Here is a 15151-nt window from a genome sequence, read left to right on the forward strand (position 1 = left end):
TCAGAATCAAATAGGAAATCAGTATGGCGATGCTCAGCCACACACTGCTCCCCGTCAACCCCCTGAACCGTACGATCGATCGCCATCTTCCCTGGTATTACAGGGCCTTCACATGAGGGCGGGAGGGTGCTGACGCGACCCAGGAGCACCTGAATCCGGCCATACCTACCCCTCGATCAACCGTCATCGACTGTCGGTCCGGTCAAGATCGTATAGGAAATTGGCCACATCCAGAGGCCCCACTCAGGCAGTTGGGCCGCCGCCCGTACGCCAACAGAGGTCCACCACTGCGAGATGGCGTTGCCGCTGAAAGACTCATGACGCCGATGGGCCAATGCCGTCAGCCGCCTCGCTGTCCACCCTGATCAGGTGCAGGGATGTGCTCGACCAGTCACCGGCCGGCAGCTCGGGCGTGATCCCGTACCCGGTCAGTACGGACGCGTGATGCACGGCGCCGGTAGCGGCGTCCCGGTAGCGCGCGGCGGGGTCCAAGCCGGCGAGCCTGAGGGCGGGGCGCGGTGTGCCGTGGCGGGGTGCCCGCTGCCACACCAACACGAAGACCTCCCGGCGGTCCGTGGTGGTGTACTGCACAGCGGTCGGCCCGTCATCGACGGGACCGCGCAGCCGGTGCTGGGTGCCGTGCTGCACGATGTGACGGACCTTCTTGTACTCCGTCACCAGCTCCGCGCCTTGGGCGAGTTCCTCCGGCGTCCAGCGTGCGAGGTCGCCGCCCACCGCCAGGACCCCCGCCATCGCGACATGGAAGCGGTAACGCAGCGGCACCGAGCGGCCGGTGAGCTGGTTGGGCACATCCGTCACCCAGGCCGCCATCACCCGTGCCGGGTAGATCTGGCTGAAGCCCTGCTGGATGGAGACCCGGTCCGCCGCGTCGGTGTTGTCGGACGGCCACGCCTGGTCCGTACGGGAGAGGATGCCGAGGTCGACGCGGCCGCCGCCGCCGCTGCACGTCTCGATCCGCAGCCCGGGGTGGTCCGCACGCAGCCGGTCGATGACGCCGTAGAGGTTGTGCACGTAACGCGTCCACAGCAGGTCCTGGCCGTCCTCGAGGGCGGGCCAGCCGGCCTCGCTGAAGGCGCGGTTCATGTCCCACTTGAGGAAGTCGATTCCGTTGTCCCCGACCAACCGAGTCAGCCATCCGTGCGCCCACTCGGCGACGTCGTCACGCGCGAAGTTGAGCACCAGTTGGTTGCGCAGTTCGGTGCGGGTGCGGTGCGGGAGGTGCAACACCCAGTCGGGGTGCGCGCGGTAGAGGTCACTGTCCGGATTGACCATCTCGGGCTCCACCCACAGGCCGAAGCGCATGCCGAGCCGGTGGACCTCCTCGACGAGCGGACCCAGCCCTTGGGGGAACCGCTCGGAGTCCGGTGTCCAGTCGCCGAGTCCGGCGGTGTCGTCGCGGCGGCCTCGGAACCAGCCGTCGTCGACGACGTAGAGCTCCACCCCCAGCTTCGCCGCCTGGGCCGCAAGCGCCTTCTGGCCGGCCTCGTCGACATCGAAGCCGGTGGCCTCCCAGGAGTTGAACAGCACGGGGCGCGTCTCGTCCGGGTGCGGAAGCACATGGGCCAGGACGTACGCGTGCCAGGAGCGGCTCGCCGCGCCGAAACCGCGGTCGGTGTACATGGCCGCGAAACGCGGGGTCGCATACTCCTCGCCCGGACCGAGCGGCAGTGCCGTTCCGTCATGCCCTGCCCCGCCCGTGAAAGCCGTACGTCCATCGGGCGTGCGCTGCGCGGTGAGCTGCCAGCTTCCGCTCCAGGCCAGGGCCGCGCTCCACACCTCGCCCCAGTCCTCGGTGGCATCGCCGGCGTCCAGCATCAGCCACGGGTTGGCGTGGTGGCTGGTGATGCCGCGCCGGCTGGTGAGCACGGTCTCACTGTGTGGGAGCGGCTCCCGGTGCAGCAGGCCCTCCGCCGACCACTGGCCCGTGACGTGACTGATCCGGTAGTCGTCGCGCGGCGGCAGCGTCCAGGCGGCCGAGTCCGCTCGCAGTACAGCAACCGGTCGCTGTCCGGTATTGCGCAGTACGGTCCAGCGCTCAATGACATCCGTGTCGGCGTGGACGCGGTAGTGGAGGGTGACCGCCAGCGGGTAGTGGCGGTCGTGGAACTCGAGGGCGAGTTCCGTCGTTCCGGGTGCCGGCTCGCTGATCCGGTGGCCCAGGGGCTCCCACTCGAAGGCCCGGGTGCCGTTGGCGAACCGCACCCGTAGGGACGGCGCTCCGTACCGGGCCCCACCGTCGACCGGCAACTCCTCGCCGGCGGGAGAGCGGCCCTCGAAGCTGCTGATCTCCCCGGCCTGGGGAGGCACGAGTTGGCCGGCCGCCGCAAGGGGCAGCCGAGGTCCCCAGGCGAGGTGGCAGGGCGCTCCGGTGCGGTCGATCCGCATCGCGTACGACGTGCGCGCAGTGGAGAGCAACCAGACACCGGAGGCCGGGTCGAAGGAGATCGCAGACATTGATCCTCACGTTCGGAGAGTGCCGTACAGGAGCAGTGCGCAGCCAACCCTTCCTTTGATCATGTGTCAATGCATGGTCAGCGCCTCTGTTTTCTAAGCTCATCGCGGTCAACGCAAGCCCTTCAGAAGAAACTTGCTTTTTTCATTGACAGCGAAAAAGAACCTCCCTAGGTTTCCGGCCATGCGCTCGACCCCCTCCCATGTGGCGGTACCGGCGATGACGCCGGCCGCTTCCCAGGTCTTCACCACCCTCCTCTCCCACGGTCCGCTCACCCGGGCCGAGACGGCACGGCGGACCAGGCTCTCCCCGGCCGCCATCACCAAGGCGGTTCGTCCGCTGATGGAGCTCGGCTATCTGGTCGAGGGTGTGGACGAAGGGGCGCGGTCCGCTGTGGGCCGTCCGGCCAGCCTGGTGTGGGTGGACGCGGGCAAGGCACTGTTCATCGGGATCAAGGTGACAGGCGACGAGATCATCGCCGTGCTGGCCGACCTGTGCTGCCGTATTCGGATCCCCCGGCACGTACGGCTCACGGGCCGCGAGCCGGAGACAGTTCTTCCCGCCATCACCGCGCTGGTGCAGGAACTGCTCACGGAGGCCGACGGATTCGGTGTGCCTGTGCAGGGGCTGGGCATCGCGATCTCGGGGGACGTGGACCGCGCGGACGGTGTGGTCCGCTACTCGCCCTTCCTGGAGTGGCGGGACGTACCGCTCGCCGAGATCGTGGGGACCGCGACCGGGCTGCCGGTCACGGTCGACAACGACGTGCGGGCGCTCACGGTCGCCGAGCATTGGTTCGGGGCCGGAGTCGGTCTCTCGAACTTCGCCCTGGTGACCGTGGGCGCCGGCGTCGGCTGTGGCCTGGTGGTGCACGGACGGGTGGTGTCGGGCGCGCACGGCGTGGCCGGCGAGATCGGACATCTGTCCCTCGACCCGCTCGGCCCGCTCTGCCACTGCGGTAACCGGGGGTGCGTGGAGGCGATCGCGGCGGACCCCGCGATACTCCGCGGAGTGCGCGAGGCGACGGGCAAGCACGTGACCACTGCAGCCGAGGCACTGGACCTGGCCCACAGCGGAGACCCCGGTGTCCGAGAAGTCTACGCACGGGCCGGTGAAGCCATCGGCAAGGCCATCGGCTCCCTGGTGAACATCCTCGGTCCCGAGCGGGTGATCATCTCCGGGGAGGGCTTGGCCGCCTACGACCTTTTCGCCGAGGGCATCCGGGACGCGTTCGCCGCGTCGGCCTTCGGTACCGCATCGCAATGCGACGTGATGACACGTCCCCTGCCCTTCGAGGAGTGGGCGCGTGGGGCCGCGGCCACCGCGATCCAGTCCTTCATCGGATCAGACACGTACGAGGAGTAGCAATGACGCTGCAGAGCCGCAGCCCTCAGACCGTCCCAGGCCCCGGCCGCAGAACGATGCTCCAGGAGCTGTTCGGCACCGGGGATCGAGACGGGTGACAAGCGTCCGGTCACCTCCGCACCGGCCGATCTCCAGGGCGCGTACTTCCCCAACCCCAACCTCATCGCGGCAGATGTACTTCGCGCCGCAGCGACAGTTCATCAGCGAGCTCACCATCGGCTCGGGCAAGGGCTGAGCCGCCGACCCGACGCCCCGGCAGTCGGTTGCCCGACCGCTTCCCCGGCGTCCCCGGAACAACGCCGTCCCCTGCCCGGAACCACGCCCGTCCCCCACCGGGTACAACCGCGCGATCCCGCTCATCCCACCACCAGGAGGCCCGACCCATGCGGTCATCCTCGTACAGAGCCCTGCGCGGAGCCCTCTCCGGCTCCCCGCGCCGTACCATCAGAGCCACGCTGGTCCTGGCCGTCACGGCCGGACTCGCCACAGCGGTCCCGGTGGCTGCCACCCAGGCCACGGCTGCCGCCTCCACGTCCACGACCGCAGCCGTCACCTCGGCCGCGACCACGGTCGACGCCGACTCCGGTATCGCAGCCAAGCCGTACATGGGTTGGTCCAGCTGGAGCATGCAGTCCTCCAAGTACCCGGGCCTCAACCCCAACGGTGACTACAGCTACCTCACCGAGACGAACGTCCTGAAGCAGACGGACGCCCTCGCCACCACGCTGAAGAAGTACGGCTACGACTACGTCAACATCGATGCCGGCTGGTGGATGGACAACAACTGGAAGACCGGCTACGACCAGTACGGTCGGCAGACACCCGACCCGGTCCGGTTCCCCAACGGCATGAAGTCGGTCGCCGACCACATCCACTCCAAGGGCCTCAAGGCCGGCATCTACCTGCCCGTCGGCCTGGAGAAGGGGGGGTACGGCGACGGCAAGGTGCCGATCTGGAACGCGCCCGGCTGCACCACCGCGGACGCCGTCTACCCGGACCTGCGCACCACCAACGGTTGGGACAGCGCCTACAAGCTGAACTTCGACAACCCCTGCGCGCAGAAGTACATCGACTCGCAGGCGCAGATGTTCGCGGACTGGGGCTACGACTTCCTGAAGTTGGACGGGGTGGGTCCGGGCTCGTTCAAGTCCGGTGACAACTACAACAACGTCGCGGACGTCGCCGCCTGGCACAAGGCCATCGCCGCCACCGGGCGCCCCATCCACCTCGAGCTCTCCTGGTCGCTCGACATCGGTCACGCCGCCGACTGGAAGAAGTACTCCAACGGCTGGCGCATCGACACCGACGTCGAGTGCTACTGCAACACCCTGGTCACCTGGGAGAACTCGGTCAACGACCGGTGGAACGACGCCCCCGCGTGGAGCCACAAGGCAGGCCCGGGCGGCTGGAACGACCTCGACGCGATCGACGTCGGCAACGGGGCGATGGACGGCCTCACCAACGCCGAGCGGCAGAGCTACATGACCCTGTGGGCCATCAACAAGTCGCCGCTGTTCACCGGCGACGACCTCACCAAGCTGGACAGCTACGGTCTCTCCCTGCTGACCAACCAGGAAGTCATCGCCGTCGACCAGAACAACTCGCCCGTCGCACGTCCCGTCACCCCGATGGGCGACGCGCAGGTCTGGGGAACCAAGAACTCCGACGGCAGCTACACCGTCGCCCTGTTCAACCTCGGCAACTCGTCGGCCTCCGTCACCGCCAACTGGGCATCCTTCGCCTTCACCGGCGCGGCCTCCGTACGCGACCTGTGGAACCACCAGGACCTCGGGACGTACAAGAACAAGATCACCGCGACGCTGCCCGCACACGGCTCACGGCTGTTCACCGTCAAGCCCGGCGGAGCCCCGCTTGCAACCACCGGCTACGAGGCCGAGTCCGCGAACAACACCCTGACCGGCAACGCCTCCGTCGCCACATGCGACTCCTGCTCCGGCGGCAAGAAGGTCGGCAATCTCTACCTCGACAGCAAGCTGCAGTTCAACGACATCACGGTGAAGAAGGACGGCATCTACACGGTCAACGTCGCCTACGTCAGCGGCGACCCCCGCTCGGTGACCGTCTACTCCAACAGCGGCAACGGCACCAGCCTCAGATTCCCCTCCACGGGCGACTGGGGCACGGTCGACACCGTCAGCGTCCAGTTGGCCCTGAAGGCGGGTTCCAACACCATCACGTTCGACAGCGGCTGGGACTACTCACCTGACATCGACAGGATCGACGTACCCAAGTCCGCCTGACCCCTCCCGTGGGGCCCGGGAGTGACACGACCGGGCCCCACGCCCGGGGACCGTCCCCCACGGTCCCGCAGCGTCCGGGCGTGCCCACGCCCACCGTTTTCGCCTCACACAACGCGACGGCCCGCATCCGTCGTTCCCGCATGCGCCGTTCCCCGGACATGGAGTGCACAACGTGGACACTCAGCACACCGAATCGCGCGACAACCACCCGAGCCGAAGGGGCTTCCTCGCCCTCGCCGCCACTGCCGGCGCGGCCGCCGCCCTCGGTGGCCTGCCCGCCTTCACCGCCTCGGCGGCCCCCCAGCGACCGACCACCTCGCCCCTGCTGTCCACGGCCGCCGCCGCGAAGAACCAGCTCTGGTGGCAGGCTCCCGGCTCCTCCAACTCGATGATCCAGCAAGGTCTGCCGGTCGGGAACGGGCGCCTCGGAGCGCTCGCGAGCAACGACCCCTCCAGCGAACTGCTGATGATCACCGACGCCACCCTGTGGACCGGTGGCCTCAACGACACCCTTCAGAGCGACGGCCAGTTCCCCTACGGCCGCGACGACTTCGGCTCCCTCACCCTGCTGGCCAACCTCACCGTCGACATCCCCGGGCATGACCTGGGCTCCGTCAACAACTACCGTCGCTCCCTCGACCTGGCCCAGGGCCTCGTCAGTGCCTCGTACGACCTGTCCGGCATCACCTACCAGCGGCAGATCTTCGCCAGCCGCCCAGACGACGTCATCGTCCTGTACTTCTCCCAGCAGGGCAGCGGCACGTACACCGGTACCGTCTCTTTCGCGGGCACCCACGGCGAGTCCACCACCGCCAACAGCGCCGGGTGCTACACCTCGTTCGGCGCCTCCTTCGCCAACGGACTGAAGTACGGCGCCGCCGTGACGGCCTACAGCAACGCCGGCACGGTCGCCGTCAACGGTACGTCGATCTCCTTCAGCGGCTGCAAGGACCTCACCGTCGTCGTCAGCGGCGGCACCAACTACGCGCCCGACGCGGCCGCCGAGTTCCGCGACCCGTCTCTGGACCCGGAGCGCCTGGCGCGGACCAAGGTCCTTGACGCGGCCGGCCACTCCGCGAGCACCCTGCTGCACACCCATGTCGCCGACTTCCGCCCGGTGTTCGAGCAGCTGGACATCAACCTCGGCACGTCGTCCGCCGCACAGCGCAAGCTGGACACCTGGCAACGGGTGCAGGCCCGCTACCGGGACAACGTCCCCGACCCGGAACTCGAGGCGGCCTACCTGCAGTTCGGCCGCTACCTGATGATCTCCGGGTCGCGGGGCATCCTGCCGATGGGTCTGCAGGGCCCATGGCTGGACGGCAACGACCCGGACTGGATGGGCGACTACCACACCGACATCAACATCCAGATGAACTACTGGATGGCCGACCGCGCCGGCCTGTCCGACTGCTTCGACGCCTTCACGGACTACTGCCTTGCGCAGCTGCCCTCCTGGACGGACGTCACCCAGCGGCTGTTCAACAGCCCGACCAACAGGTACCGCAACTCCAGCGGCGGGATAGCCGGTTGGACCGTGGCCATCTCCACCAACCCCTATGGCGGAGGCGGCTGGTGGTGGCACCCGGCCGGCAACGCCTCGATCTGCCAAAACCTGTTCGAGCACTACGAGTACACGCAGGACCGCGCTTACCTCGCAAAGATCTACCCCCTCATCAAGGGCGCCGTGGAGTTCTGGGAGTCACGCCTCATCACCACGACCGTCACCGACGCCTCCGGAGCCTCGCGCGAGGTCCTGATCGCCGACAGTGACTGGTCGCCCGAGCAGGGTCCGCTCGACGCCAAGGGCATCACCTACGCCCAGGAACTGGTGTGGAACCTGTTCGGCAACTACCACACCGCAGCCCAGGTACTCGGCAAGGACACCTCCTACAGCGCGACCATCGACGGTCTGCGTCAGCGCCTGTACCTGCCCGTGGTCAGCCCCAAGACCGGCTGGCTGGAGGAGTGGATGTCGCCCGACAACCTCGGCGAGACCACACACCGGCACCTCTCCCCGCTCATCGGCCTCTTCCCCGGCGACCGGATCCGCCCGGACGACTCCACGCCGAAGGACATCCTCGCCGGCGCGACGGCCCTCCTGACCGCCCGCGGCATGAACAGCTTCGGCTGGTCCAACGCGTGGCGCAGCCTGTGCTGGGCACGACTGAAGAACGCGGAGAAGGCCTACCAACTCGTCGTCAACAACCTGAAGCCGTCGGTGAACGGCAGCAACGGCAGCGCGCCGAACCTCTTCGACATCATGGATATGGGGCAAGGCCGCGGCATCTTCCAGATCGACGCGAACTTCGGTACCCCCTCCGCGATGATCGAGATGCTGGTCTACTCGCGGCCGGGTCACGTCGAGTTGCTGCCCGCACTGCCCGCCGAGTGGGCAGCATCGGGCTCGGTATCCGGCGTCGGCGTCCGAGGCGGCTTCGTCGCCGACCTCAGCTGGAAGAACGGCAAGGTCACCCAGGTGACGCTGAAGAGCGTCGGCGGCCGCGACACGACCGTCCTCGCGGGCAGCACCTCACGGAAGATCAGCCTCAAGCCCGGTGGATCCGTCACGCTGGGCAACCTCGGATGAGCCCTGTTCGGTACACGTGACCGGACGGCCCCTTCGGGCCGCATGACGACGCCTTGCGGGCAGTGCCCCGCCGCGCTGGTCGTGGCGGTCAGGACCAATCCCTGACCGCCACATCGGCGGCGTATGTGCAGTCGCCGAAGAAGCCCCACCCCTTGTGACGTGTCATTCGATTGACCGTCCTCCTGTCCGGAATACGTCCGTCTGTGACCGGAAGCCGGACCGGCTCGAACTTCCCCGCCGAGATGGGGATTCATGGTGTCCGCAGCATGGTGCGCGTGCCGCCGGGTGGACATGGGGGATGATGCCGCCTCCTACGCCCCCACAGCACCGCAGCCAGAGCCGGTGAGGCCACCCCGCCGCGGACGACGAGAAGAGTGGAGAGATTGACGATGTCCCCCAAGAAGGGAAGCCTGACGGCGGGTTGCCAACCGCGTCGCAGGTCCTCGCTGTCCGTGGTCGGCGCGCTGACCGCTATGGCCCTGGCAGTCGTTCCGCTGAGCACCGCGAACGTGGCGAGCGCCGCCACGTCTTCGCCGGCCGACAAGGGCACCCGGGTCAGCGCCTGGTCTCCCAGCATGACGACCGGCGGCCCGTCCTTCACCAATCAGACCATCCGGATGGTGGTGCACAGCAGCGTCGCGGGTTCGGGCGCACGCATCACCCTGTCCAACCGGTACAGCACCACCCCGCTCGATATCAGCGCCGTGGACGTGGCCGTCCAGGCGAGCGGCGGAGAGGCGACGCGCGGCACCACCCGGAACGTCACCTTCGGCAACTCCATCCACGTCACGATCCCCGCCGGCGAAGAGGCGGTCAGCGACGTCATCCCGATCTCGGTCAGCGCCGGGGAAAACCTGCTCGTCAGCCTCTACGCGCCCGGCACGACGGGCATGTCGACCTGGCACTCCGACGCATTCGACACGACCTACATCGCCTCCGGCAATCACACCGGTGACGACAGCGCCGCCGCGTTCGGCACCACCACGACCTCGTGGTACTACCTGGCAGGGCTGGACGTCGTGTCGCCGACCGCGAAGGGCACCGTCGTCGCCTTCGGCGACTCCATCACCGACGGCTACCACTCCTCCACGGGCACCTACACCCGGTGGCCCGACTTCCTCGGACGTCGGCTGGGCGCCGAACCGGGCCCGCAGAAGCTGAGTGCCGTCGACGCGGGCATCGGCGGCAACCGGGTCCTCACCGACGTCCCCAACCTGTGGCAGGGGGTCAGTGCCCTCAAGCGCTTCGGGCACGACGCCCTTGGCCAGCCAGGCGTCAAGGACGTCATCCTTTTCGAAGGCATCAACGACATCGGCAACAACGCCGGCCCCAACGGCCAGCCGCTGACCGCCCAGGACCTTATCAACGGCTACCGCACCCTGATCGACGAGGCACATGCCGCCCACGTCGACGTCATCGGCGCAACCCTGATGCCCGACGAGGGCAATGGGTACTACACGCCTGCCGCCGAGACGATCCGCCAGAGCGTCAACCAATGGATCCGCACCAGCGGTGCCTTCGACGGCGTCATCGACTTCGACCAGACCATGCGCGACCCCGCGAACTCGGCCGCCCTCAACCCGGCCTACGACTCAGGAGACCACATCCACCCCAACGACGCGGGCATGAAGGCAATGGCCGACGCGATCGACCTACGGCTCCTGCGCACCTGACGCCCGCAGGCACCAGCCCCGCCGATGTGGCGCCCACGAGCTCGGAACGGCTCGCGGGCGCCACCGTTCCGTTTCCGGCGCTGGAAGCACGCGAAGCCGGGGGTGCCCGGATGGCACGGTGACGCCGAACATCGCCGCTGCCTCGGGGGTCGAGGAGATGATCCAGTCCATCGGGTTCAGGCCGACGGCTGTCACGCGGACGCGCACCTCGCCCGGGCCGACGTGCGGCTCCGGAACGTCTCGCAGCTCCAGTACCTCGGGACCTCCGAACGTCTGATAGACGGCGGCTCGGCTCATGGGTGAACCTCCAGTTGGACCAGGCGCTGGCAGCGGTCCGCGCCGGCGACATCCTGGTGGTGCCGAAACTGAACCGGCTCGCCCGCTCCGTGCCCGACGCCCGCGCCATCAGGGACGACCTCGCGGCCCTACAAACCTGCACGTCACAGGCCATGGGCGGGTTTTCGGCACCCGCGACGTACCCGGTGATCGCAAAAGGCGCTCCCCGGGTACGTCACACGCGGAGTCAGGACTGGGTCATCCGCTGCCAGCTGAACGGCCCGAACGCGTTGTCACTCGCGGGGTGATTCGCCTTCGTGTCGATGGTCAGCTTCAGCCACTCGAGCGGGAAGGTGCTGCCGTGCACCACCACCCGGTGGAAGTTCGGCACGTTGTATCCAGGATGTGAGGACGCGACCGACGCGCACGCGCCTGTCTCGCCGGCACACGAGGCCGACGGAGACAGCGGATTGTCGGACTTGTACGCGTGGGAGTCGCCGTTGAACAACAAGACCGACTTCCCGAACTGAGTCGTGTGGGAGGCGATGCTCGCCACGAACGGCTCGTACGCAGTCAGGTGTGCCGCAGTATTGCCGTCCAGGTCCCACATATCGGCCTGCGTGAAGATCACGACACCCTTGGCGTCGTTCTCCTGAGCCTGCGAGAATGCCCGGTCGAGCCAGCGCAGATCGGCGGCCGTACGCTCGGCGACATCCTTCGCCTGTGCGGCGCTCTGCGACGGAGCGCCGTACCAGACATCATTGTCGTTGTTCGAGCCGCCCGGGATGTTGAGCGTCACGAACTGGATGCCCTTCTGCTGCCACATCACGTTCTCGACAAACTGCGAGTCGGTGGGGTGCGCGCGGTCGTAGACCTGTGCCTGCGAGAGGACGTGCTGCTTCCCGTTGCCCAGCGTGCTGCCGGGCTTCGAGAAGAAGGTCGAGCGGACCAGGTCGAGATTGGCGGCGGGGTTACCGCTGGCGTAATCGACCGGTTGGTGCGTGACCGGATCGAGTACGTAGTTGATCTGCTGCGTGGCTGAGCTGTAGGTGCCGCCGCCCTCAGCGGGCTTGTGGCAGTCCGTCCACTCGTTGTCGCCGGGGGTGTAGACCATAGGCTTCTGGTATTTCGCCCACAGGTTGTATACCGACTGGTCATAGACCTGCGTGCAGTACTGCTTGCCCGAGTGGATGTCGCCGACGTGGGCGATGAGGCTGACCTGAGGGTCATTGTTGATCGACTCGACGAAGCCGGGTGTGGCCTGGAACTCGGCGGTGTCGGTGGGCGACGTCCCATACGGGGCATCTCCGTAGACCGCCAGCGTGAAGACGTGGCCATCGCTGGGCTCGGCCATCGCGGGGGACACCGTGCCCAGCGTGAGCGTCGCAGCGGCTGCCGCCAGCATCGCGGTTTTGCGCATGTACGTCGCACTCCTCAGGGAGGTTTAGTTGATGTGTTAACTTCACATGGCCTCCTGGCCAGGGCATGACGTGAGTGTGATGCGGAGGTGTCGGGAACCTCAATGACCGGGCTGCGTACGCGTGTTGTCAGCCCCACGTTTGGTACGACCTCCGCGGGTGTGGGTGCCGCGCCTCGACGGGTAGATCCATCGCGATCGCGTGGGAGTTGTGGCCAGGCCATTGATAGTGGTGCCGTAGCAGACCACGACGCTGATGCAGGCACCGGAAATCGGGCGTGCTCGATGTCGTGGAGGGCAGCACGGTCGACTTGGCTGTGCCGCTGGCGTCAATACCATCCAGGGAGCGGTGCGCTCGTCATCACCGCCGCGGCACTGGCTGCCTGCGCCGGGCTCGTCACCTGCGAGCGCGCGACGCGGACGGCGCAGTTCCAGCCAGCCCCGCTCCAGGGCTTGGTACATCGCGCCGTGCCCGCGCCGGTGCTCGACCGCCAGGCTCAGCTCGACCAGCGCTTTCACCGGCCCATCCGCGCACAGCAGCGGGTGCCGATGATTCATGACGTCCTGATCGCCTGCTGCGACGGCCTCAAGGGCCTGCCGAGCGGCGTCGACGGCGGCGTCTACGAGGTGGCGGCGCTCAAGGTGCTCTACCTCGTGATCCGGGACCGGCAGCCCAATCGGCGCAACCCCACCGGCCGAAGCCACAAATGGAAGCAGGCCACCAACACCCTCGCCGGCTACTACGACGACCGCGTCACCGACCACCAGTAAGAACCACGAGTAGCACCAAGTAGCGTCACCACCAGGGCTTACACAAAGAAAAAAACACTCCCTGCTCAGCAGCGCGGAACGGGCTTGCTGTACGTCGTGTTGCTGGGCGTGGCCACGTAGTAGTCCGAGACGTAGTGGCCGTTGTCCAGGCGGTCCCAGACCTTGGTGGTGCCGACCGTGGATCCGGCACGCTGACAGGTGACCCAGGCAAGCGCTCCGTTCGGCGAGGTGCCGGCGGCTGTGTATCCGGAGCCCGGGCCGCTGCGTTCGGTCAGGCCGGACGCGGCTGTCACCTGGTACGGGTAGGTGCAGCGGGGCAGGGGCGAGCTGTAGCCGGTGTTGGAGGGTGTGTTGACGTAGTAGTCCGAGACGTAGTTGCCGTTGGTGAGCTTGTCCCAGACGGACGTGGTGCCGACCTTGGAGCCGGGTGTCTGGCAGGCCACCTTGAGGGTGGAGCCGGGCGCGTACGTCGTGGCGACCGGGTAGCTCGTCGAGGGGCCGGTGCGTGCGTTGAGCGTCGTGGTGCTGGTGGCCTTGTAGGAATACGCGACCGTGGCGACGGGAGCGTCCAGGCGGTCGGTGTCGACGTTGAGGGTGACACCGCCGTACGTCTCGTCGTGGCCGCCGCGGAACTGCTTGGCGCGCTGGTGGACGGCCCACTTGGAATCGGCGATGGCGGTCCAGCCCTTGACGGAGTCGACGCCGTCGTAGCGGGCGATCCACAGGGCGTCCGGCCGTGCGTACGTGGTGGAGGTGTACACGTCGGCGAGCTGTTTGGCGCCCAGGTTGAGGTTCATGTAGACGCCGGAGACGTAGCCGAGGCGGTGCAGTTCCTTGGTCCAGGCCGCGACGTAGGTCAGTACGGCGGTGCGGCACACGGTGTCGGTCTGGTTGTAGTTCTCGATGTCGTTGTACAGGGCGCTGCCGGACAGCATGCCGAGCGCTTTGGCCGCCGTGATCGCCTCCCCTGCCGCGGCGGTGCCCTGCGAGCGGGCCGTCGCGGGGGTCGTGCTGATCTTGGCGTCGGTGGGGCGGGCACCGCACGGAGGCTGCAGCCCCTTGTGGATGGGCAGCAGCCGCCACTTCAGCTGCGACACCGAGGCCACCCACGAGGCGGTCAACTGCGGCTGGGCGCAGGTGCGGTTGACGCCCGAGACGTAGACGCCGAGCGCGCGGTACGGCGAGGCGCTCCAGGCCTGCACGGACGCGAGCGGCGGAGCGGTACAGGTGTCGAAGGCGAGCCCCGAGTAGCGGGTCCCGGTCGCGCCCGCAGGATAGGTGACGGGTGTGGCCGGTTCGGCGGCGGCGACCGGGGCGAAGGCCAGGGCGGCGGTCCCGCCCAGGACGCAGACGGACGAGACGGCGAGCAGTCTTTGCAGGACGAAGTGCGGGTACGGCATGACGACCCCCCGGACATTTCAATGGAGTTGCCGACAGAGTAGGCGCGGCTCCCGCCCGCTGCCAGGGGTCTCGTACCGGCCCCTGGCCGGGACCCGCTCGGCCCCTCCCCCACCGGCCCCAGAGCCGCACCGGTACCTCAACGAGCAGCGGCCAAGTCACCTCCCCGGCATACGTGACCAGTTGACGGACGAGTTGTGGACGCTGAGCCGCGCGCTCCTGGACGCCGGGCGGCAACTGCCCGACGAAGTCGTCGGCCTGCTCCGCCGCTCCCACTTTTAGCGCGGCTGGCCGCGGGAATGCCTGGAGCCCGTGCTCAGCCGGATCCACGGACGCTTGCTCAATCCGGGCGAGCCCTGGGCCGACCGTCTTCCGGCCGAACTGCCCGCGCTCGGCGCGCCGTGGAACGCCCTCGTCGAGCACGCTCGGGGCGCGCGGGCGAGGCGTCCCACGCGTACATGGGGCCGCCGCGCGCCGGCCCTCGCCAAGCCGCTCGGCCTCGACCAGGTCCAACGCACGGTGACACCGCGGCTGGAGTCTGCCGGCGAGGGCGGCAGCCGGGCCGATGGGACTTACGACCCGTACAACCTGCATGCGCTCGTGGGCTTCGCCTGGCTGCTCTCCCTGCCCGAACCGGACCCCGCATCGATACGCGGCCCCGGCTCCCTGGTCGAGCGTCCGCCCAAGAGAACCGCGTTGACGGGCGCGGCCGTACGCGCCTTGGCGCGCCTACCGCGTGATCTGGGGCGGCCTGAACTTGAGCGTCTGTCCGCAGAGGGCTCGGCGTCGATGCGCCAGGCCTCCTTCAGCTGAGCTCTAGGAGGCCTGGCCTTACGCAGCGCCTACTCAGGCGGGGGTGATGTTCTCCGCCTGCGGGCCCTTCTGGCCCTGGGTGATGTCGAAGGTGACAGCCTGGCCTTCCTGGAG

11 protein-coding genes are annotated in these 15151 nt (G+C 68.1%); 7 read left to right on the forward strand and 4 right to left on the reverse strand.

Translation table 11 applies throughout. The features are described from left to right. Window positions 1-315: 315 nt before the first annotated feature. Window positions 316-2475, reverse strand: coding sequence for an alpha-galactosidase (locus ACFYXB_RS20275; RefSeq protein WP_389584112.1), 2160 nt, complete (start codon window positions 2473-2475; stop codon window positions 316-318). A 181-nt stretch (window positions 2476-2656) separates the two neighbouring features. On the opposite strand from ACFYXB_RS20275, the gene ACFYXB_RS20280 reads away from it, so the two are divergent. The 5 genes from ACFYXB_RS20280 (at window position 2657) to ACFYXB_RS20300 (ending at window position 10946) form a co-directional block, all read left to right on the forward strand. Beyond that, entirely contained in the window at window positions 2657-3838 is a 1182-nt protein-coding gene (locus ACFYXB_RS20280; protein WP_389584114.1) for an ROK family protein, read from the forward strand. A gap of 383 nt (window positions 3839-4221) precedes the next feature. Further along, window positions 4222-6099, forward strand: a complete 1878-nt coding sequence (locus ACFYXB_RS20285; protein WP_389584117.1) for an alpha-galactosidase D — start codon at window positions 4222-4224, stop codon at window positions 6097-6099. 172 nt (window positions 6100-6271) lie between these two features. Beyond that, window positions 6272-8689: a glycoside hydrolase N-terminal domain-containing protein gene (locus ACFYXB_RS20290; protein ID WP_389584119.1), complete on the forward strand. Its 2418-nt coding sequence runs from the start codon at window positions 6272-6274 to the stop codon at window positions 8687-8689. A 473-nt stretch (window positions 8690-9162) separates the two neighbouring features. Beyond that, entirely contained in the window at window positions 9163-10362 is a 1200-nt protein-coding gene (locus ACFYXB_RS20295) for an SGNH/GDSL hydrolase family protein (protein ID WP_389584122.1), read from the forward strand. Window positions 10363-10718: 356 nt separating this feature from the next. After that, window positions 10719-10946, forward strand: a complete 228-nt coding sequence (locus tag ACFYXB_RS20300) for a hypothetical protein (RefSeq protein ID WP_389584145.1) — start codon at window positions 10719-10721, stop codon at window positions 10944-10946. Here the strand turns inward: ACFYXB_RS20300 and ACFYXB_RS20305 are convergent. Then, window positions 10886-12058, reverse strand: a complete 1173-nt coding sequence (locus tag ACFYXB_RS20305) for a hypothetical protein (RefSeq protein WP_389584125.1) — start codon at window positions 12056-12058, stop codon at window positions 10886-10888. The two genes, ACFYXB_RS20300 and ACFYXB_RS20305, sit on opposite strands and share 61 nt — an antisense overlap. A 450-nt stretch (window positions 12059-12508) precedes the next feature. On the opposite strand from ACFYXB_RS20305, the gene ACFYXB_RS20310 reads away from it, so the two are divergent. After that, a complete protein-coding gene (locus ACFYXB_RS20310) occupies window positions 12509-12826 on the forward strand; it encodes a hypothetical protein (protein WP_389584152.1) in 318 nt (105 codons plus the stop codon). A 65-nt stretch (window positions 12827-12891) separates the two neighbouring features. On the opposite strand, the gene ACFYXB_RS20315 is transcribed toward ACFYXB_RS20310, so the two are convergent. Further along, the gene (locus ACFYXB_RS20315) at window positions 12892-14226 is read right to left on the reverse strand and encodes a glycoside hydrolase domain-containing protein (protein WP_389584128.1); all 1335 of its coding nucleotides are present in this window, start codon (window positions 14224-14226) and stop codon (window positions 12892-12894) included. A 310-nt stretch (window positions 14227-14536) separates the two neighbouring features. Here ACFYXB_RS20315 and ACFYXB_RS20320 point away from each other — a divergent pair, with 310 nt between their 5' ends. After that, window positions 14537-15037 carry a hypothetical protein gene (locus tag ACFYXB_RS20320; RefSeq protein WP_389584130.1) on the forward strand — a complete coding sequence of 167 codons (501 nt, stop codon included), beginning with the start codon at window positions 14537-14539 and terminating at the stop codon, window positions 15035-15037. Between the two features lie 33 nt (window positions 15038-15070). On the opposite strand, the gene ACFYXB_RS20325 is transcribed toward ACFYXB_RS20320, so the two are convergent. After that, window positions 15071-15151, reverse strand: an 81-nt coding sequence (locus ACFYXB_RS20325; protein WP_389584148.1) for a cold-shock protein, incomplete at its 5' end; no start/stop codon positions are given.

The organism is Streptomyces sp. NPDC002619 (assembly GCF_042889305.1).
Lineage (GTDB): Bacteria > Actinomycetota > Actinomycetes > Streptomycetales > Streptomycetaceae > Streptomyces.

Coding starts and splice junctions, on each gene's coding strand:
- ACFYXB_RS20275 (WP_389584112.1), bottom strand. CDS start 2,475: ATGTCTGCGATCTCCTTCGACCCGGCCTCCGGTGTCTGGTTGCTCTCC.
- ACFYXB_RS20280 (WP_389584114.1), top strand. CDS start 2,657: ATGCGCTCGACCCCCTCCCATGTGGCGGTACCGGCGATGACGCCGGCC.
- ACFYXB_RS20285 (WP_389584117.1), top strand. CDS start 4,222: ATGCGGTCATCCTCGTACAGAGCCCTGCGCGGAGCCCTCTCCGGCTCC.
- ACFYXB_RS20295 (WP_389584122.1), top strand. CDS start 9,163: ATGGCCCTGGCAGTCGTTCCGCTGAGCACCGCGAACGTGGCGAGCGCC.
- ACFYXB_RS20305 (WP_389584125.1), bottom strand. CDS start 12,058: ATGCGCAAAACCGCGATGCTGGCGGCAGCCGCTGCGACGCTCACGCTG.
- ACFYXB_RS20315 (WP_389584128.1), bottom strand. CDS start 14,226: ATGCCGTACCCGCACTTCGTCCTGCAAAGACTGCTCGCCGTCTCGTCC.